The organism is Paenibacillus barengoltzii G22, assembly GCF_000403375.2.
Taxonomy (GTDB): Bacteria; Bacillota; Bacilli; order Paenibacillales; family Paenibacillaceae; genus Fontibacillus; species Fontibacillus barengoltzii.
On the sequence record NZ_KE159653.1, the window covers coordinates 1,143,628 to 1,162,751 of the forward strand.

16 protein-coding genes are annotated in these 19,124 nt (G+C 52.1%); 8 read left to right on the top strand and 8 right to left on the bottom strand.

The window, feature by feature from the left end; translation table 11 throughout:
• Window positions 1-64: 64 nt before the first annotated feature.
• Entirely contained in the window at window positions 65-1,069 is a 1,005-nt protein-coding gene (locus C812_RS13560) for a LacI family DNA-binding transcriptional regulator (RefSeq protein ID WP_016313217.1), read from the bottom strand.
• 248 nt (window positions 1,070-1,317) lie between these two features.
• Between C812_RS13560 and C812_RS13565 the strand changes: the two genes are divergently transcribed.
• Window positions 1,318-1,614: a hypothetical protein gene (locus C812_RS13565; protein ID WP_016313218.1), complete on the top strand. Its 297-nt coding sequence runs from the start codon at window positions 1,318-1,320 to the stop codon at window positions 1,612-1,614.
• Window positions 1,615-1,672: 58 nt separating this feature from the next.
• On the opposite strand, the gene C812_RS13570 is transcribed toward C812_RS13565, so the two are convergent.
• Window positions 1,673-3,658 carry a methyl-accepting chemotaxis protein gene (locus C812_RS13570; RefSeq protein ID WP_016313219.1) on the bottom strand — a complete coding sequence of 662 codons (1,986 nt, stop codon included), beginning with the start codon at window positions 3,656-3,658 and terminating at the stop codon, window positions 1,673-1,675.
• Between the two features lie 82 nt (window positions 3,659-3,740).
• A complete protein-coding gene (locus tag C812_RS13575; RefSeq protein WP_016313220.1) occupies window positions 3,741-4,805 on the bottom strand; it encodes a GGDEF domain-containing protein in 1,065 nt (354 codons plus the stop codon).
• Window positions 4,806-4,997: 192 nt separating this feature from the next.
• On the opposite strand from C812_RS13575, the gene C812_RS13580 reads away from it, so the two are divergent.
• Both C812_RS13580 and C812_RS13585 read left to right on the top strand, forming a co-directional pair.
• Window positions 4,998-5,756, top strand: a complete 759-nt coding sequence (locus C812_RS13580; RefSeq protein ID WP_016313221.1) for a threonine/serine exporter family protein — start codon at window positions 4,998-5,000, stop codon at window positions 5,754-5,756.
• Window positions 5,757-5,784: 28 nt separating this feature from the next.
• Window positions 5,785-6,246: a threonine/serine exporter family protein gene (locus tag C812_RS13585; RefSeq protein ID WP_016313222.1), complete on the top strand. Its 462-nt coding sequence runs from the start codon at window positions 5,785-5,787 to the stop codon at window positions 6,244-6,246.
• 4 nt (window positions 6,247-6,250) lie between these two features.
• Here C812_RS13585 and C812_RS13590 read toward each other — a convergent pair whose 3' ends face one another.
• Complete coding sequence (locus C812_RS13590) at window positions 6,251-7,111, bottom strand: GNAT family N-acetyltransferase (protein WP_016313223.1); 861 nt, start codon at window positions 7,109-7,111, stop codon at window positions 6,251-6,253.
• A 226-nt stretch (window positions 7,112-7,337) separates the two neighbouring features.
• Between C812_RS13590 and C812_RS13595 the strand changes: the two genes are divergently transcribed.
• Window positions 7,338-8,261, top strand: a complete 924-nt coding sequence (locus C812_RS13595; RefSeq protein ID WP_016313224.1) for an AEC family transporter — start codon at window positions 7,338-7,340, stop codon at window positions 8,259-8,261.
• A gap of 61 nt (window positions 8,262-8,322) precedes the next feature.
• On the opposite strand, the gene C812_RS13600 is transcribed toward C812_RS13595, so the two are convergent.
• From C812_RS13600 to C812_RS13610, 3 genes are all read right to left on the bottom strand, one after another.
• On the bottom strand, window positions 8,323-9,654 hold the full coding sequence (locus C812_RS13600) for an extracellular solute-binding protein (RefSeq protein WP_016313225.1): 1,332 nt from the start codon (window positions 9,652-9,654) through the stop codon (window positions 8,323-8,325).
• A 137-nt stretch (window positions 9,655-9,791) separates the two neighbouring features.
• Complete coding sequence (locus C812_RS13605) at window positions 9,792-10,589, bottom strand: response regulator transcription factor (protein ID WP_016313226.1); 798 nt, start codon at window positions 10,587-10,589, stop codon at window positions 9,792-9,794.
• Window positions 10,586-12,343, bottom strand: a complete 1,758-nt coding sequence (locus C812_RS13610) for a sensor histidine kinase (RefSeq protein ID WP_016313227.1) — start codon at window positions 12,341-12,343, stop codon at window positions 10,586-10,588. The genes C812_RS13605 and C812_RS13610 overlap by 4 nt, the downstream gene beginning before the upstream one ends.
• Before the next feature lie 201 nt (window positions 12,344-12,544).
• On the opposite strand from C812_RS13610, the gene C812_RS13615 reads away from it, so the two are divergent.
• The 4 genes from C812_RS13615 to C812_RS13630 all read left to right on the top strand — a co-directional run bounded on the left by C812_RS13615 (window position 12,545) and on the right by C812_RS13630 (window position 17,099).
• Window positions 12,545-13,267: an HAD family hydrolase gene (locus C812_RS13615; RefSeq protein ID WP_016313228.1), complete on the top strand. Its 723-nt coding sequence runs from the start codon at window positions 12,545-12,547 to the stop codon at window positions 13,265-13,267.
• Between the two features lie 177 nt (window positions 13,268-13,444).
• On the top strand, window positions 13,445-14,911 hold the full coding sequence (locus tag C812_RS13620; protein ID WP_036625439.1) for a spore germination protein: 1,467 nt from the start codon (window positions 13,445-13,447) through the stop codon (window positions 14,909-14,911).
• A gap of 9 nt (window positions 14,912-14,920) precedes the next feature.
• A complete protein-coding gene (locus C812_RS13625; RefSeq protein ID WP_016313230.1) occupies window positions 14,921-16,003 on the top strand; it encodes a GerAB/ArcD/ProY family transporter in 1,083 nt (360 codons plus the stop codon).
• A complete protein-coding gene (locus C812_RS13630; protein ID WP_016313231.1) occupies window positions 15,996-17,099 on the top strand; it encodes a Ger(x)C family spore germination protein in 1,104 nt (367 codons plus the stop codon). Before C812_RS13625 ends, C812_RS13630 begins: the two co-directional genes overlap by 8 nt.
• Window positions 17,100-17,117: 18 nt before the next feature.
• Here C812_RS13630 and C812_RS13635 read toward each other — a convergent pair whose 3' ends face one another.
• On the bottom strand, window positions 17,118-19,124 hold the full coding sequence (locus C812_RS13635; RefSeq protein WP_016313232.1) for a GTP-binding protein: 2,007 nt from the start codon (window positions 19,122-19,124) through the stop codon (window positions 17,118-17,120).

Consider the following 19,124-nt stretch of genomic DNA (forward strand, 5'->3'; position numbering starts at 1 on the left):
ATTGAAGAAATACAAGGAACGAAACCGGTTTCGATCTCTTGTAAAAAAATAGAGGCCGAGCGGTTTACAGCGATCGGCAAGAATCGCGAATAACCAGCTCTACCGGGATGACGCCTTGTTGCACGTCTTCCCCGCCTTCTATCGAATAGATTAACATGTCAGCCGCCCTGCTGCCAAGTACATCTGTATTTTGTCGTACCGTCGTTAACGCAGGAGTTAGATATTTCGCCATTTCTATATCGTCAAAACCTAGCAGCGAAATATCTTCAGGCACGCGCAAACCGTGCCGCTTGATCGCTATCATGGCCCCGACTGCCAAATTGTCGCCGGCTGCAAACACAGCTGTTGGCCGCTCGTCCGCCTGCAATAGCTCCTCCATCGCTTTGCTGCCGCTCTCTACGGTATAGTCGTAGCTTCCTTGTACGATATGCTGCGGATGAATCGTCAGCCCTAGCTCTTGCATCGCTTGCCGAAATCCGTTTAACCGCTGCTCACCAGCGAAGGTTGGACCGCCGCCGATATGCGCGATCTTCCGGTGACCCAGGGAATGCAAATATTTCACGGCCTGACGGGCGCCTTCTATATTGTCCGAGTACACCGTACTCTTGACGGAAGATTCCTGATCCAACAGCACGCAAGGAATATCCGACTCGAGCAACTCCTGATAATACGGATCGGTAGCATCCGGCAGCACCACAACCACGCCGTCAATGCCGCGGATTTTACAGTGTTCCAGATAACTGCTTTTCTTGCCGCCGATATCCTTGGAAAGAAACATCAGATCGTATCCCTTAGAAGTAGCCACCCGCTTGAAGCCTTCGATCACGCCGCCAAAAAACGGATGCAGGATACCCGCACCGGAAGGCTCAATAAACAGCACGCCAATCGTCCAAGAGCGTTTGGTGGTCAGCGAACGGGCGTGAGCATTGGGCAAGTAGCCAAGCTCGTCCGCAGCATCTAAAATTTTGCGGCGCGTCTTCTCACTGACATCGGAATATCCATTAAACACCTTAGATACGGTCGTAGGCGAAAAGCCGGTCTTTTGTGCAATATCATAGATCGTGATCAACGTTCTCATCTCCTCTGCCCGGATCCAAGCAGAGCTCGAAACCGGATTCACAGGCCATTGTAGCCGCAGGGGCGCTGGAAGTCAACCATATCAAGCGTTATGAGTCCTATTGGTCAGAAAAAAAAATCACAAGGCTCAGGAATGTCCTGAACCTTGTGATTGAGTTAAATTTGCCGGATTTGCTGAATTATTTTGGGGCAAACTTTTGGGGGAATCACAACTTTGAATAGGAAAGGCGCTGATCTGATATGGACGATGACAACAAAAACTCCGCGGACTTCGAATATGAACGTTACAAGCTGCTTCAGGAGTATCGCCCGGAGAATGACATTCCCTTCGATGACTTGCTGCCGCACGATACGCGAATTGTCCAAGGCATCAGTGAACCTAAAGGTACGGTCAACAGCGAAGATGATCCGTTTCCTGATGTACCCGATGCGGACGCGATCCAGAAGGACAGTCCCGTCGACCCGGTCGCTCCCGATCCAGATGCCATGCACGGCACCGATTTACTTAACGGCTTTGATGGCGACGAAACCGAATAAACCACACAACGTAAGAAGCCTTCCATGTCCTATGGAAGGCTTCTTCAACCTAATCACGTTAATCTTTATAAACTTTAAACTTACCTACCAAAGCCTGCAGCTGTTCAGCCATCCGGCTTAAATCCGCCGAGGAGGAAGAGCTTTCCTCCACAGACGCCAGCTGTTCTTCTGCCGCCGCAGAGATCGTTTGGGTGTTGCCCGCAGTCTGCTCCGAAAGCATGCGAATTTGCTCAATCGCATCTCGGGCGGCCTCACTTTCCCCTGCAACCTCCTGCATCGTGGCAGCAGCAGCTTCGACGGCTTCCGCCGCATTCATCACCGATTGGCTGATCGCAATAAACGATTGTCCCGACAAATCAACGGCTTCCCGGCCTTCGGTTACTTTATGCTGAATGTCGATCATCGCAGCCGCCGCATGATTCATCTCGTCCTGAATGCGGGTGATCAATTCGCGGATTTGGTCTGCCGAATGGCTTGAGCCTTCGGCCAGCTTGCGAATTTCGCTCGCAACTACCGCAAAGCCGCGACCTTCTTCCCCGGCTCGCGACGCTTCGATTGCCGCGTTCAGCGACAGCAGGTTCGTCTTCTGTGCAATCTCCGCCATCACAGCCGCGATGCCGCCAATTTGCTCCGCACGTTGGTTTAATGAGTTGGTGATGTCTGTCAGCTTCGTAACCGTTTGTTCAACGTCACGGATCTTATGTTCGGCGCCTTCCACCAGTTGGGTTCCTTCTTGAGCTGAGTTGGCCATTCCTGCCATTGTCCGATTAATTAGCTGCATATTGCCGGATACGTATTCCACCTGCTGAACCATCGTATTTACGCTGGTTGCGCCGCGTTCTACGCTTTGCATCTGCTGCTCGCTGCCGGCAGCAACGTCCTGGATCGCTACTGTCACATGTTCAATCGCCTTCGTGGTCTGCTCGGATCCAGCGGAGAGTTGCTCCGCTGAAGCGGAAACGTTATCGGTCATCTCCCGGACTCCTTCAACCATTTCACGCAAACTATCAACCATCTTCTGGAAGTTAGCGGCAAGTTCTCCGATTTCATCCCGGTTAAATCCATCCAACTTTTCCGTCAGGTCGCCTTGGCCAAGGATCGCAGTCGCCCGATTTAATTTACGGATCGGAAGCAGAACCGAACGGATATTAAAGATGATCAGGAGGGCTCCTCCAACTATCGAAAGGACGACAACAAGGATGGACGTATTGCGAATGGCTGCCGTTTGCTGGGTCACCTCGTCTTTATTCATCGTTCCGCCAATTTTCCATCCCGTCAGTTCATTGGTCAGGAACTTCATTTTATATTTTTGGCCGTCCATGCCGTATTCGAAGGTTCCCTCATCCGCTGCGAACATTGGAGCTGCAATGGTATCATCCGCTGCTTCTCCGAGGCCGCCCTTCGGATTCACAATCACATTCTTGGTATTGTCGAGAATCAGGATGTATCCTTCTTCTCCTACTTTCATGCTTGCCAGATTGGAGATGCTGGTTAAGTTCAGGTCGAGTGAAAGAACGCCTTTCCCATCCCGAAGCTTCTTCGCAACGGATACGACGGTATTCCCGTCAGCAGAGAGATAGACGGGTGTAACCACGGCCTTGGAGCTGTCCATCGCCAGCTTATACCAATCCCGCGTTCTCGGGTCATAATCAGCTGGCAATTCCTCATCTTTACCAAGCAACATCCCGCCTTGATTAGTTCCAACATAGATATTAATAACTTCTTTATGCAAGCCCAAGTACTGACTAAGTCGATTCTTCACCGCCGTTCCACCCGACGCCAGGTCCGCCTCAACAGATGCCGTTTCGAGCCCAAGTTCGTTCACGAAATAATCCAGATCCGATCCTACGCTCTCAATCTCATTTGTGATCAACGAATTTGCCGTTGACACGCTTTCTGCCGCGCTGTACATGATCTCCTCTTCGATGTAATCACTTGCTTTCCAATAGGTTGTACTTGAGATCACCAGGCTCGGAACTAGCAGGATGATCACAAACGTGATGATGAGCTTTTGACGAATGGAAAATGATAACTGTCGACTCACGATGATATGCCCCCTAAAATCGCTTCAATAGTCATTGGAATCCGCCTTGAACAGGTAAGGTAATGCTTACTTAGCGCATGGTCTATGTCACGTATACCCGGTTTCGTCCTGCCTCCTTCGCTCGATAAAGTGCCTGATCTGCCTTGAGGAATAACTCCACCTCATCAACATTCGGATAGGTTGCACTTCCTCCCGAGATCGTTAGCTTTAATTTCTCCCCATCCGGCAAAACAAAAAGATGGTTCTCCACATTGCGGCGCAATCGTTCGGCAATCACTTTGATTTGGTCCGCATCGCAACGATCTACCAAAATCACGAATTCCTCGCCGCCCTTGCGGGCAATGTGATCTCGCTGTGAGAACGTCTCTCGCATTACATCAGCGATTTGCAGCAGTACAGCATCGCCCGCCAGGTGACCATACTGATCATTGACACGCTTGAAGTAGTCAATGTCGATGATTAGCAGAGTGAACGGAATGTTGTCGCGCTGGGCGGCCGCGATTTTTTGCTCCATTTTCTTTGCAAAAGCCCGAGAATTGTATAAGCTCGTCAAGAAATCTCGGTTCGCCGCTTCCCTCATCTTACGAATGGAGTCGTCCTTGTTCCGGAGATAATGCAGAATGGAAAATGCGATCACACCCGCAATAAAGAACAGAGGCAAATATAACCCCATCTCCAAATAGGGAAAGCCGTCGTACAGAATCCAAGCGATCACCACCATACTCACCGAACTTAACCCAAGCACCAGGAAGAGACGCGGCATCGTTGTCTTTTCCTTGCGCAAGAAGAGAACCCCAATGAGAAACGTCACCGGCGAATTCAAGGCAGCGATCACAGCGTGCGTTCCGAACTCATGCAGAAACAACCGATAAATCATGATCAACAGCGTCGTAATCGCTCCCGAAATGCCGCCTCCTAAATAAACGGAGATCAGGATGGGCAACTGCCTGAAATCGACCACTATATGCCTGGAGATCTGAAAATGGTAATGCATCAGAAGCACGCCCAACAGCCCAGAAACAATGCCCAGTGCGAGCCGTGTCCCTAACGCCTTTTGCAGGCGTTCGGTTAAGGCGCTTTTTACTATATGTCCAAAAAGGATTCCCGTCGTCAGCAGTGTTAAATTATTCAGTAAGCTTTGCAGCATCAAATGTTCCTCTCAGATGTATATAAAGCATTATGTAAGTAGTGCTAGCATAACATATTAAAGCGACAAAAATAAGATATTTCTACTATTTTTCGATTTTATTCGACATCTTTAGACACCTTCTGTCGACTGCGTTTTTCTGCCCTGCGGGTCATGATATAATGACGTCAGATTGTTGAAAGGGTGACGGTAATGAATGACATGGCTGCGGTCCAAGGACAGGAGCCTGTACAGGTGTGTCTATTGGCGGGAAAAATCATGCTTCAGAGCGGAGCGGAAACGTATCGCGTGGAGGATACGATGACTCGGATGGCCGATGCACTGGGACTCTCCGGCTCGCATAGTTATGTGACCCCGACGGGGATCGTCTTTCAATCCGGCGAAACGGAATCTGCCAAGCTGATCCGCATCGTGGAGCGGACGACCGACCTGCAGAAAGTGTCTGCAGTGAACGACATCTCCCGGAAGCTGCACAGCGGGGATATCACAGCAGCAGAAGCTCATGCCTTGCTCCGCGAGATTGAGTCGGAGAAGCACGCTTATCCGATGCCGCTGCAAATGGCGGCTGCGGCCTTGTCCAGCGGCTGCTTCACCTTGATGTTCCGCGGCCAGGCGGAAGATTTCCTGCCAGGCTTATTGTGCGGCGGAGTAGGATTTGCCGCGTATCTGCTGTTCCATCGGCTGGTGAAGGTGAAATTTTTCGCCGAGTTTACCGCAGCACTGATCATCGGTCTGTTGGCCACGGGGTTCGTGCAGATATCGCTAGGCCGGGACTTGGATAAAATCATTATCGGTTCGGTGATGCCGCTCGTGCCGGGACTGCTGATCACCAATGCAGTCCGGGACCTGATGGCTGGGCATCTCGTGTCCGGGTTATCCCGGGGAGCGGAGGCTTTTCTTACCGCCTTTGCCATTGGAGCCGGGATTGCCGTCGTCTTCACTTTGATTTAAATCGCACTTAAAGGGGACCTATCGTCCAATGTACATACTCGTTCATCTGCTAATTAGTTTTATCGCTTCAGGGGCTTTTGGCATCCTCTTCAACGCCCCCAAACGAACGCTGCTCCAATGCGGCCTGTCCGGTATGCTTGGCTGGCTCGTCTACATCCTGCTGGAGCCAAGGATGGAGAGCGTATTTTCAACCGTTGCGGCTACGTTCTTGGTTGGCGTCTTGAGCCAGCTGTTTGCCCGCGTTTACAAGAAGCCGGTCATTATCTTCAGCGTAGCCGGGATTATCCCTTTGGTTCCGGGCGGGCTCGCGTATGATGCGATGCGGCGGTTCGTGGAGAATGAATACAATTTGGCTGTGGAGCTCGCCGCCAAGGCCTTCCTCCTATCCGGTTCGATCGCGATAGGGCTTGTCTTGTCTGAAGTGCTCGGCCAGCTCTTAATTCGGCGGATCCCGCGGCAAGCGAACAGCCAAACCTTAAAACGGCGCTAACCGCTTATCGCGGCAGCGCCGTTTTCATCCAAAACATATTCATATACACCAGCTCAAAACCGCACTTCAACATGTTCGCATGGCTGACCGAAGCAAACTCCACATCGGTGTAAACCCGTTTCAGTCCGAGCTTCCTCGCCGTTTGCAGCCGATGCCGAATCAGCGATGTTTGGATACCGCGATTCCGGTACGCCGGGAACGTATAATCGTTGGCTAAATACCCGGTATCGCCGCGCACAAACAAAGACCCCATTCCTGCCGGCTCTCCTCCAAGAGAGGCAACGTAATTTCGAAAATCGTCCCGATAGTAATACCGGATCTTCCGCTTCACCATTCCTTCGTCCAGCGATGAACCGTCCCCGCCTCGTGATCGCTCGATCAACTGGATAAAAGCAAGAGCCTCTGCTTCGTTAGAGACCCGAGCCATGTGAATTCCTTCCCTCGATTGAGCTCGTTCCGAAGACTCTAATCCGAAGTTTTCCTTATCGAACTCATGCTTGAGAAAAGCGAGCTGAAGCCTCGGCACGAAGCCTTCAGCGGCCAACGCCTCCGCCACTTCGCTGGTTTGCCGGTCCGGGCTCAGGTCAAAGCAAGGATCGATACCAGAGGCAGCATACTTCCCAAGAATCTCCGGCAGCCGCTCCAAATCGGCAGGGCCAAAGCCAATCACGCGATTGTAATAACTTGATAGCGGGGACAACTCGTCAGACAGCAGCGTCGTCCCGCCGACTTGTGTCACTGTAAAATGAGATTCCTTCAAATACAAAGAACGTTCGTTATTAAACTTCGTCATCTCCATCTCCAGTTGAATCAATCGTTCCACATCGCGAAGAACAGGATGAGGTTGTCTGGAAGGAGTCATCATAGGCGCTTTCTCCTTTTCACGTTCTCACTTCATTCATTTTGTACTACAAGTCTTTATCCGCTCAAGCGGGGGCTATGATAACCTACCTGCAGCAGCAGATCAATTTGCATCTTCTACACAGCGGCAGGCGTGTTATAATAACTAGCGACTGCCATTAAACGGTATTCGATTCCAGATCCGCGTCTAATTCTAGATTAGCGCATCAGAAAGAAGTGAACAGCAAGAGATGATCGGCGAGATTGTATTAGATGTCGTTTTGCCTATTTTTATCCTCATTGGATTAGGCGCCTTGATGCAACGAGCCTTTAAGCTTGATTTGTATACACTGGCCAAAATCAACTTCTACTTCGTGACGCCTGCCGTCGTCTTCGTCAGCATGTACGAATCGGAGATGTCCGCCGAGCTGCTGGGAAGCGTGACAGCATTTTACGTTTTGTACGTCCTGCTGCTCTATGGGGTCAGCCGGCTCGTCAGCTGGCGTCTGAAGTTTAGACCTGGCATGCGGGCCGCCTTCACCAACAGCTTGATCCTCGACAACTCCGGCAATTACGGATTGCCGATTAATCAGCTGGCCTTTAAAGGCGATCCGTTGGCTACTTCCGTTCAAGCGCTGGTCATGACGTTCCAGAGCCTGGTCACGTTCACCTACGGCGTGATGTCCGTGCAACGGGCCAAATCCGGCGGTACGCTGAAGGCCGCGTTGATCGGGTTTCTCAAGATGCCGGTACCTTACGCCTTGGTGCTTGGGATGGCGCTGCACTTGCTTCAATGGCCGATCCCTTATTTTGTGTCTAAGCCGCTTGGCTATATCGCCGACTCGATGGTAGCCATCGCCCTATTGACGCTTGGCGCCCAAATTGTCAAATATCCGTTGCGGCTCGACCGGATTGATGTCTATGTGAGCGTCGCTCTGCGTCTGTTGATTGGCCCGGTGATCGGATTCATCTTGGTGTGGGTGCTGGGCCTCAAAGGAATTCCGGCCCAAGCCCTGTTGATCGCTTCCGGTATGCCAACCGGCGTTAACAGCACCATCCTGGCGGAGGAGTACGACAACGAACCCGATTTCGCCTCACAAACCGTGCTGATCTCCACACTGCTGAACATCATTACGATGACGGCGCTGATCTCCCTATCTAAATACGTCGGCTAGTCCCCAAAAATAAGAACCTTGCGCCAATTGGCGGAAGGTTCTTGCTTTAAGCCCGGATTCTTTATTCATCTTGCTTCAATGCGGCTTCATGCTCCTTCACGAATTGCTCCGGCGTCACCGCTTTACCGAACAAGGCTTGGATCATATTTAAGTGCGTCTGGGCCGCGTTCCCTTTCATTTGGACGTCGGCAAATAAGGTCAGGTTGCTGGCATTGTTCAGCTCATCCAACAGATCAATGTAGAGTTTGGGCAGATCCGAAACTGTCGTATCCACCTTCGTTGCCGGAACGACCCCGGCCGTACTTACCGAATCAGCTCCCCACTTGCTAATGAAATACTCCACGAACTTCTTCGCTTCGTCTTTGACCTTGGAGTTCTCTGCAACGAACAAGCCGCCCCCAGGTCCGCCTACCCAGCTGTTAATGTCCCCTTTACCGCCGGTAAAGGTCGGGAACTTGAAGAACCCGACATTGTCTTTAAATTGCTGAGGGACGTCCGGGTTACTCGTAAAGTTAGGCACCTCCCAGGTTCCCGCCAAGAACATGGCGGCCTGTTCCTTCATGAAGACCGTTTTGCCTTCCTCATTAGACAATCCGTTAAAGCCTTTATTAAAAGCGTTCATATCCACCAGCTTCTGAATTTCAGCCGCCGCCTGAATCAACGCTGGATTCTCGAAGCTGCCCGTGCGATCGATGGCCTGCTTCAGCGTTTCCGGTCCGCCGATCCGGTCGGCCAGGTACATATACCAGATCGAGCCCGTCCAACGATCCCGGTTCCCCAGCGCGATGGGGGTGACCCCTTTGATGTTCAGCGTGTGAATCACGTCCAGGAACTGATCGTAGGTCTGCGGCACTTCCAAATTGTATTTATCAAAAATTGCCTTATTATAATAAATCGGTGAGATGTTCAGTTCGATCGGCAAGCCGTACGTTTTGCCCTGTACCGCATAGGCATCAGTGGCCCCCGGTACGAATTGGTCCTTCAAACCGCGTTCCAACACATCATCAAGCGGGGCAAACAGATCTCCCTTCACGTAAGGGTCCATGAAACCCGCCGCCCAAGTGACACCAACGTCAGGCAGTTCGTTCGCCGCAGACAGTATTTTTAGTTTGTTTTTGTATTGCTCATTTTCCATCACTTCTTGCTGTATGGTGATATTCGGATGCTCGGATTGATATTGGTCAATGATCTCATTTACCAGTTTATTTTGCTGCGGAGAGGAACCTGCCGGCCACAGATGCATGAATTGGATCGTGACCTTCGCACTGGCCGCCGATGCTTCATGGTCATCCGCCCCGCCCCCTCCTGCCACCTTGTCGCCTACGCAACCGGTAAGTCCCAACAACAGGAGAAGCGCAATCCACAGAATGGATGCTGTTTTCTGGTTGGACATGCTTTAGCCCCCTAATTATCTCGGCTATTCGTGTAACCGCTTCAATCCAAGTTTATCACGTTGATGATTCCGCTTCCATAGCACGCGAAGCTGAACCCCCATTTCGCCGCAAAGATCTGTGACAAAATGGTCAAGGCTTAAGCGTCATCTTCCGTCTCTTTCGTCTGGCTGCGGTATTTGCTGGGACTCATTCCTTCGTAATTTTTGAACACCTTGATAAAGTACTTGTCGCTTTGATAACCGACACGCTCCGCAATCTCCCCAACGGACATCGTTGTCCTTAGCAGCAGCTCCTTGGCACGGAGCACCCGCAATCGGGTGATATATTCGCTGAAGGTAAGCTCGGTCTGCTCTTTGAACAGCACGCTAAAGTAACTTGGATTCAGATGCAGATGATCGGCCACCTGACGCATCGTAATCGGCTCGTGCAAATGTTCGTCCAGGTAGTTCAATGCCTCCTGGACCTGAGGCGTATATTGCGTATCCGTATCCTTGGTCTCCAGCAACCGTGGATCCACCAGTTTCTCCATCGTTTCGATCCGATGCCGGTCGTCCTCTACCCGCAGCGCCTGCTCTACGGCTTGAACCAGCTTATGCTTGTCCACTGGCTTCAGCAAGTAATTAACGACGCCGAGCTGCATCGCTTTTTGCGCATATTCGAATTCCGCATAACCCGAAATGATGATCGCCACCGGCTTGAAATGCTTATGGCGTTGCTGCATCTCAATCAACTCCAGCCCGCTGATGCCAGGCATGCGGATGTCCGTGATGAGCAGGTGAGCGACATTGTGTTCAAGCCAAGCCAGCGCCGCCTGTCCGCTGTCCGCTGCCTCGATCCGGTATCGACCGGCAGACCAGGCTTCCAATGTTTTCGTAAAGCCCTGTCTTGTTCTCGGTTCATCTTCCACCACAAGTATGGTTTTTGTCTGCTTCATACCGTTCCCCCGTAATCACTAGGTATTTCAAAGCTCACGGACGTTCCTTCGCCCGGGCGGCTGGTTACTTGCAAACCGTGCTTCTTCCCTTGCTCATCATAATACAAACGCAACCGCCGGTGTACATTCACAATCCCGACGCCTGTCCCCTTCGAGGAGATGGAAGGCCCGCCTTCCATCGCTTGCATTAAGCCGCTTAACGTCTCCTCATCCATGCCGGGACCGTTGTCCTGCACAGTGATTTTTAAGTACCCTTCCTTGTTTGAGGGTTCAACACATACGCTTACTTTGCCCTGGCCGAGTTGCTTTTCAACCCCATGCCAAATCGCGTTTTCCACGAGCGGCTGAATCAGAAGCTTAGGAATTTTCACGTGGCGGAATTCGCCGGCATCAATGGACCAGGTTAAGCGTTCTGCAAGCCGAATATCCATCAGCTGCAGATAACGTTCCACATGCTCCAGCTCGTCCTCAATCGTCACCCACTCGTCCTGGTTGGGACTGCTGATAATGTACCGGAACAAGCTGGACATGCCGACGACCAGGTTGGCCAACTCCTCCTCTCCCTTATCCTCCAGTGACCAATAGAAGGCCTCCAGCGTATTAAACAGGAAATGAGGATTGATCTGAGCCTGCAGCGCTTTTAATTCGGTTCGGCTCTGCAGAAGCTCCTTCTCATAAACGACGCGGATCAATTCGTTCATATTATCGACCATTTGGTTATAGGAATTGTTCAGCTCGTTAATTTCCATCGTGCTTGAGAACATCGGGTTCCGCTGAAGCACCCCGAATCTCGCCCCGCGCATCGCCTTGATGAGCCGGAAGATCGGGCGGGTAATCATCGTCGACAGCGACAGCGACATGATCAGGAACAGCAGCACCCCGATGGCTCCCGAAGCGAGGACAGCTGTGCGCAGCGCGGAAATCCCGCTGGTGACGTAGCTCATGGGTGTGAAGAAGACCAGCGTCCACCCGGTTGCTTTAGAGGCTTGCTTGACCTCGATAAACTTCTGTTCGCCGATGGTGATATTTTTCCCCTCGTTGCTCAGCAGTTCCTTCACATTTAATTCTTCCGCAGGGAAGCTGAAGTTGGTTGCCACCGGACGTTGATTCCCGTCGACCAGCAGAATATACTCCCCCACATCCTCGTCGATCTGATCATGAATTTGAAAATAAGTCCGATCGAGCCGCACCATCAAATATCCCCCGGATGAAAACCAGCGGTCGAGCAAGCTCACCCGGCGCAGTGCCAGCACGGTGGACGGATCGCGCGGATCGATCCCGATCCAGACAAGCGAACCTTTGCCCCAATTCGCTGCATTAATCCATTCCGAGTCGATCGTGTCAATCAACTGGGTTTCGTTCAGCGGGAACAAACGGCGGTAATCATTGGTATATAATTCCAGCGACTTGATGCCGGTCACATAAGCCTGATAGTCACTAAACAGCGGCAGCAGCGATTGGCGCGAACTAAAGGGCGTCTCCTTCCCTTGCACCTCAGCGAGCAGCAGCCTCTGAACGTAAGCATCGGTGGCGACCTGCGTGGTCAGCGTATTGATCTGGGCAATCAGTGCATCCAATCGACCATTAGCCTGCATCGCGGTTTGACTGATATGCTTCTCCGCATTGGTTTGCAGCAGCGCGGACATCCGATAATAAGTGAGTACGCTGGCGATGCCCAGGACAAAAATCATCAGCAGCATAAAACTGATGAAGATTTGATTTCTTAAGGTAAACCATCGTTTCGGCTTTTTCACGTCCGCTCCAAACCTTTCCACCCAAAGTATACAGTCCGATCCCATCATATCCGAAAAGGACCGGTCGAACTATGGATTTTTCGAAATTGTCACGTATAATGGGAAGGCGACGGCTCCCGCAGCCAGGACAATACATAAGCATTTTATAGGAAAAGGCCGCGGTTTTCTACTGCGGCTGGTAAAGAGAAGGGGATCATCACAATGAACGCAATGACTTCAAACCGCGCGATCTTTTTTGACGTAGATGATACGTTATACGACCACCTGCAGCCTTTTCGCGAGGCACTGGAAGAAATCCTGCACACCGGGCCGGACTTCCCCTATGAATCAGCGTACCACCGAATGCGTTATTACAGCGATTATCTCTCTGCCCAAGTCGGGGGGACGCCCACCCACGGACATGAGTTGGAATCAATGCGCACCGAACGTTTCGTACGTTCCTTAGGGGAGTTTGGGCTTTCGCTGACAACCGATCAAGCCGCAGCGGTACAGGCCGCTTACCTAAGCCGTCAATTTGACATTCGGCCGTTCTCCGGAGCGCTGGAGCTGATCGGCGAACTTAAGGCGCGCGGCGCTGTTGTCGGAATCATTACGAACGGGCCGCCGGACCACCAATGGCGAAAAATCCGGGCACTCGGGGTCGATCGGCTGATTTCTGCCGAACGGGTCTTCATCTCAGGCGCGGTAGGTTTAACGAAACCGGATGCACGCTTGTTTAATCTGATTGCCGGGAAGCTGGAGATGGCACCGGATCAGTGCTGGTATATCGGAGATTCCTGGCGTAACGATGTCGTGGGAGCGGCCGGCGCCGGCTGGCACTCCATTTGGTTTAATCACCGCGGCATCCAGCCCGAATCAGATCCGCATCTCCCCCATACCCCGGTTATCAGTTATGCTGAATTATCCCGGCTGTTGCTGAAGTGAATCCATAGAATAACCATACATAGAATGCTGCGAACCATCGCAGTATTCTTTTTTTTGCACTTGTTCTGCAACCCATCCCGTCAAAATCTGCATAGTTCGATCAATGCTACACACAATAGAAGAAAATACCTCAGTTGGAGGAATTGCGCCTTGAACTCCCGATTATTGAAAACTATCATGACGATGGTAAAGCATAAACCAGAGCAACAAACATCACATCTTACTGAGCCTCAAGCCCCTGGTCCGCTCACTTTGGAGCGGGTGTTGGAGGAATTTAACGGGTGTTCCGATCTATCGCATCGGTCGTATCCGTCCATCCAGGCTGACATTATCTACTTTGATCATTTAGTCGACAACCACAAGTTTATCAACAACGTGATCATTCCGCTGGAAAATATTCAAAGGGAGGAACTGGGAGCTCTCTTGCAGCAATCCCAGTTCGTGCGCGAAGAAGAAACGAAGAACGTGATTCAAGGGATTTTGGAGGGCGAAGCCGCTCTATTTGTACCTCAGGGGGTTTATTTAATTTCGGCTTACGGTCCCGACGTCCGATCCATCGAGCAGTCTGAAACGGAATCTGTCATCGTCGGCCCGCATGATGCCTTTAATGAATCGCTGGATACCAATCTGTCCATTATCCGCCGCAGGCTGAAGAGCAATCGTCTGAAAGTTGTACAATTTGAAGTCGGCGAAGTGTTCAAAACGAAGGTATGTATGCTTTATATCGACGGATTTGCCAATATGGACTTCGTCAATCGGATGTCGGAGCGGATTCAGGGCATCGAGTACAGCGGTGTTTTGGATGGCAGCATGTTTTTACAGATGATCGAAGACTACCCTGCCACCATTTTCCCTCTTTATCTGAGCTCGGAGCGGCCTGACGTTGCCGTATCCAAGTTGAACGAAGGTCGGGTGCTTGTGCTCTTGGACCAGAGCCCGTCGGTCATCATTGGGCCTACAACCGTATTTGAATTTTTTACCTCCCCTGACGACTATTACAGCCGCTGGGCTGTGGGGACGTTTCTTCGACTGTTGCGCTATGTCGCCTTTATTCTTACGCTCACCTTAACTTCGATGTATGTATCAATCACAACGTACCATTACGAGATGATTCCGCAAAATTTGCTCGCTTCGATGTCTGAATCGCGCAGCCGCGTCCCCTTCCCTCCCGTCCTGGAGGCGCTGATGATGGAAACAACCTTGGAGTTGCTGCGAGAAGCTGGGGTTCGTCTGCCTACCAAAATCGGGCAAACGATCGGTATCGTTGGCGGTATCGTGATCGGTACTGCAGCGGTGGAAGCCGGGTTTACCAGTAACATTCTGATCATTGCCGTTGCAATGTCCGCCATCGCTTCCTTCGTCATTCCCAGCTACACGATGAGCGGTTCGATTCGACTGATTCGATTCTTGCTGATCATCTTATCCGGGATGCTCGGGAACTTCGGATTTATGTTCGGCCTCGGGCTGGTGATTATCCATCTGTCCAAGCTGACCAGCTTAGGTGCGCCGTACACCCTTCCGCTCGCGCCGATTAAACCGGGCGATTGGAAGGATACCTTTATCCGGGGCCCCTTCTGGATGTTGTCCAAACGCCCAACGCAATCCCGTACTCCCAACAAAACGTCCAACAAAATGAAGAAATAGGTGACTCCAGTGGAACGGGAAAAACTCAATCGCTTCCATATCGCCCTGATGGTGTTCAATACCCAAAGCGGTGCCGTCCTGTTCACTCTGCCGCGCCTCACGGCCCACGATTTCGGGACCAACGGCTGGCTGATGATCCTTCCTATGTTCGTGCTGGTGACGCTGAACATTATGCTGATCTCTGCGGTGTACCGAATGGGCCGAGGCCAATCAATATTTGACATTCTCAGCGCTTCACTGCCGCGATTCCTGCTAATCCCTCTATATGTGCTGTTATGGGGGTTATTCAGCATGATCGGTTGCCTTGTCATCAAGCAATACGCTTTGATATATCAGATGCTGATCTTTCCGGCGACCTCTGACCTCATTCTCAAAACCTTCGTGGACGTGCTGGTGGTTCTCTACATTACTAAAGGGATCTATACCATGTCTAAAGCGAATGTCATCTTCTCGCTGCTCCTGCTGTTGCAAATTCCGCTGATCGTACTCTTCGTCCATGAGTTTGATCTCTCCCGCTTTACTCCTTTTTGGCTTAAGGAAGGAGCGGATATGTACGAGGGGCTGAACAACCTGTACGGCGCGTTTTTGGGATACGAGTTGTGCCTGTTTCTTTTTCCCTATGCGGAAAAAAACAAAAAATGGTTGAAATATATCCATCTAGGAAACGGAATTACCATGTTCGTGTATCTGCTCGTTTCGATTATGGCTTACGGCTTCTTCGGTCATCACGCTCTGGTCCATTCGTCGTTTCCGATCCTCGATATGTATGCTTATTTACGGTTTCCGTTCATTGAACGCATCCAGAACTTTCTCTTCAGCCTGTTCTTGTTCTCAATCGTGCAGACGGCAGGCATGTACTATTGGGCCGGTCAGGAGGCGTTGGCGCAGGTCTTTCCCCAAATCCCCTGGAAGGTGATCGTCTTCGTTTCCATGGTTGCAACCATCCTTGTAGGGATGATCCCCAATACCTTAATCGTCGTAGAGTCTTGGTCCAGCTATTTCACCTTTGTACAGATAGGTGTTGCCTTCGGGCTCCCGTTGCTGCTGATTGTGCTTCTACTCATGCAAAGGAGGTTGAAGAAGCATGCTTAGACGATTTCTGCTCGCTGCCGTTCTCATCCTTGTACTCACCGGCTGCAGCCAGGACCAGCGGATTCTGGAACGAGTTGGTTATATTGAAACGGCCGCTTTTGATGCGGCTCCCGAGAATAAGATTAAGGCTACGGTCAGCATTCCGCTGGTTTCGCAATACGCCCGGGATGGCAAAACGACCGACGAATTGCTGTCAACGATCGCTTCAAGTCCAAAGCAAGCGAGGGAGGCCTTGTCGTTGCGGACCAGCCGAATCATTGCCAGCGGACAAATTCGCACCTTTTTGATCGGTGAGGAGTTAGCCCGCCGCGGCTTCTGGTCGTATTTAGATACGTTTCTGCGCGATCCCAGCATTTCCATCCGAACTTCAATGGTCGTCGTCGAGGGAGATGCCGGGAAGATCATCAGCCAAGAATATCCGCGGCATACCAAGACGGCGAACTATATCAACAAGCTGTTGCAAAAAGAATACTCAATACAATCGCTCCCCCGAACCTCGTTGTACGAATTTACCCGCGATTACTTCGATGACGGGGAGGATCCAATTGCCGCCTTAGTCCTGGAGAAGGAGAAGGATATTACCATCAGCGGCATCGCCTTGATGCGGGATGATCGAATGATTGCGAAGCTGCCGTGGGAAGACGTTTACCTGTTCATGCTGTTGTATTCGAACCTGCAAGAGGGCGAGTTTACCCTGACGACGGAGCATCCCGACTTGAAGGCGATTTCCGTCAAGGCGGTAAAAAGCAAACGCCGGATCGTGATTACGAAGAACACGTCCGGCGATTATGAAGCGAATATTTATTTGAAGATCTATGGAAGTGTGGATGAGTACATTGGCAATGCAAAACTAAGCACCTCTGAACGGGCAAAGGTTGAAAAGCTGGTCAGCGAACATATCGTTTCGGAAGCGCTGCGGGTGATCAAGACCATGCAACGCCACCGCACCGACGGGATTGGGCTCGGGAAATATGTGCGCAACAGCATGAGTTATGATGAGTGGAAAAAGACCGATTGGCATGAGATGTTCAGCCAGCTTCCGGTCAAGGTCCATTGTTCCTTCTACATTAAGCAATTCGGTTCCTATTTCGACTAAGATGAACCTGTTGATGAACTACCCTTGCAGTGCTTTGCGCACACTGAGAATATATTTCGCCTGATCTAACGGATTAACCCCTCGCCGAACCCGCTCGGCGTGCACATCCGGCGGGCACGGTTCATAGCCGGCAAAGGAGGAAGCAAAGGTGCTGCGTCCCTTGGTGTACGAGCTAAGTTCAATGGGATAATCCAGCGAAGTCGAGAGCGGTACATGCCCTTCAATCAGCACTCGTTCTCCTTGCAGCTGAGGCGGCTCGAACCGGCCGCGCATCTGCACGAGGTCATTCATTACCCGACCGGCATTCTCTTCGGGGACAACGATGCGGACATGCAAAATAGGCTCCAGCAATTGGGTCCCGGTATTCGCCAGCCCATTCATAATTCCCATCGGCGTGGCGACAGCAAAATCCAGCGGATGGGTATGCCATACGTGATGCTGGCCATAGACCAACGTCACCTTCAGATCAGTAACCTCCCAGCCATACAGCCCTTGCTGCAACGCCTCAGGAACACGGCGCGCCACCTCGTTCTGATATTGCGGCAGCAGATCCTCGTCCCGCACCCGGGCTTCGTAGACCAAGCCGCTTCCCCGAGGTCCGGGCTCGATCTGGAATCGCAGGATCGCCCAGCACGGCTTCGGCATCGTATAAGCGATGAACCCTTCCCCGGCTTGCTTCGGTGTTTCTTTATAAATGACCGATGGCTTCCCAAAGGTCACCTTCAAGCCGTAACGGGATTCCATGACGCTGCTTAACACTTCCAGCTGGATCGGCCCCATCACCTTTACGTGCAGCTCTCGTTCTTCCTGCAGCCATTGCACGTCCAGCAGCGGATCTTCGTCGGACAGCTCCTGCAGCGCTTCCGCTACGGCGCGGTATTCTGCTTCGTTGGCTGGATGAGCCTGTACCGTAAGCAGCGGAACGGCCAGCTTCGCTTCAGCCGGCACTGCATCCGGCCGCCCCAGTACATCGCCGATCCGGACGTGGGATAAGCCGCAGACGGCCGCGATATCGCCTGCCCGCAGCAGACCGATATCTTCCGAACGTGTTCCGTCGATTTTGCGGATCTGTGTCACCTTCTCGCTGAGGTTCTGCGTATAGTTGTACACGGTATCGCGATTGCGGAGGCTGCCCTCATAAAGGCGAACATAAGCCATCCGGCCCATCGTCTTGTCGCGTTCGATCTTGAACACGACGCCGGAGGGCGGGGCCTCCGGATCCCCTTCCGCCGGAGGGAAGTAGCGCACCATGGCATCCAGCAGCTCAGCGATACCCATTCCCTTCGTCGCCGCCCCGTACAGCAGCGGATAGATTCGGGCAGATCTCGCTTGCTCCTCCGCACAGCGTTCCCAGCGTTCCTCCGCGACATCCTCCCCGCTAAGGTAGGCCTCGAGCAACGCCTCGTCTCGCTCGGCCAACGCTTCGATCAAGCCGCTCCGCGCCGCCGTGAACGCCTCAAGACTTCCCGCATCAGCCGCCGCCGCTTCACCTCCCGCGCTCCACAAATCCGCCGCTCCTTGATAATCCTGCCACATCCCCAGCGGATGCTGGACTGGAACGATGTCCGGGGACAGATATTTGCGTGCTTGCGCCAGCACCGCATCAGGGTCCGCGCCAACCCGGTCCATTTTGTTGACGAATAGAATCGTTGGAATTCGCAGCTTAAGAAGCGCGTTCCAGATCATTTCCGTTTGGGCCTGAACGCCTTCTACGGCGGAGATCACCAGCACCGCGCAATCCATCACGCGCAGCGAACGCTCCACTTCGGACAGGAAATCGACGTGGCCCGGCGTATCAATCAAGTTCACCTGCGTACCTTTCCAAGTAAAATTCGTCATCGCCGCACGAACGGAAATCCCGCGCTGGCGTTCAACTTCCAGCGAGTCCGTCAGCGCGGTGCCGTCATCCACACGGCCCGGCGTCCGAATCCGCCCGCTGGTATACAAAATATGTTCCGTCGTCGTTGTCTTGCCCGCATCGACATGGGCAAAGATCCCTACATTCAGAAGAGGGGTGCTCATCAT

What these genes read in the sequence shown, in the direction of transcription:
- C812_RS13565 (WP_016313218.1), top strand. Translation starts at nt 1,318, where the DNA reads ATGGACGATGACAACAAAAACTCCGCGGACTTCGAATATGAACGTTAC.
- C812_RS13575 (WP_016313220.1), bottom strand. Translation starts at nt 4,805, where the DNA reads ATGCTGCAAAGCTTACTGAATAATTTAACACTGCTGACGACGGGAATC.
- C812_RS13580 (WP_016313221.1), top strand. Translation starts at nt 4,998, where the DNA reads ATGAATGACATGGCTGCGGTCCAAGGACAGGAGCCTGTACAGGTGTGT.
- C812_RS13585 (WP_016313222.1), top strand. Translation starts at nt 5,785, where the DNA reads ATGTACATACTCGTTCATCTGCTAATTAGTTTTATCGCTTCAGGGGCT.
- C812_RS13590 (WP_016313223.1), bottom strand. Translation starts at nt 7,111, where the DNA reads ATGATGACTCCTTCCAGACAACCTCATCCTGTTCTTCGCGATGTGGAA.
- C812_RS13595 (WP_016313224.1), top strand. Translation starts at nt 7,338, where the DNA reads ATGATCGGCGAGATTGTATTAGATGTCGTTTTGCCTATTTTTATCCTC.
- C812_RS13600 (WP_016313225.1), bottom strand. Translation starts at nt 9,654, where the DNA reads ATGTCCAACCAGAAAACAGCATCCATTCTGTGGATTGCGCTTCTCCTG.
- C812_RS13605 (WP_016313226.1), bottom strand. Translation starts at nt 10,589, where the DNA reads ATGAAGCAGACAAAAACCATACTTGTGGTGGAAGATGAACCGAGAACA.
- C812_RS13615 (WP_016313228.1), top strand. Translation starts at nt 12,545, where the DNA reads ATGAACGCAATGACTTCAAACCGCGCGATCTTTTTTGACGTAGATGAT.
- C812_RS13620 (WP_036625439.1), top strand. Translation starts at nt 13,445, where the DNA reads ATGACGATGGTAAAGCATAAACCAGAGCAACAAACATCACATCTTACT.
- C812_RS13630 (WP_016313231.1), top strand. Translation starts at nt 15,996, where the DNA reads ATGCTTAGACGATTTCTGCTCGCTGCCGTTCTCATCCTTGTACTCACC.
- C812_RS13635 (WP_016313232.1), bottom strand. Translation starts at nt 19,124, where the DNA reads ATGATGAGCACCCCTCTTCTGAATGTAGGGATCTTTGCCCATGTCGAT.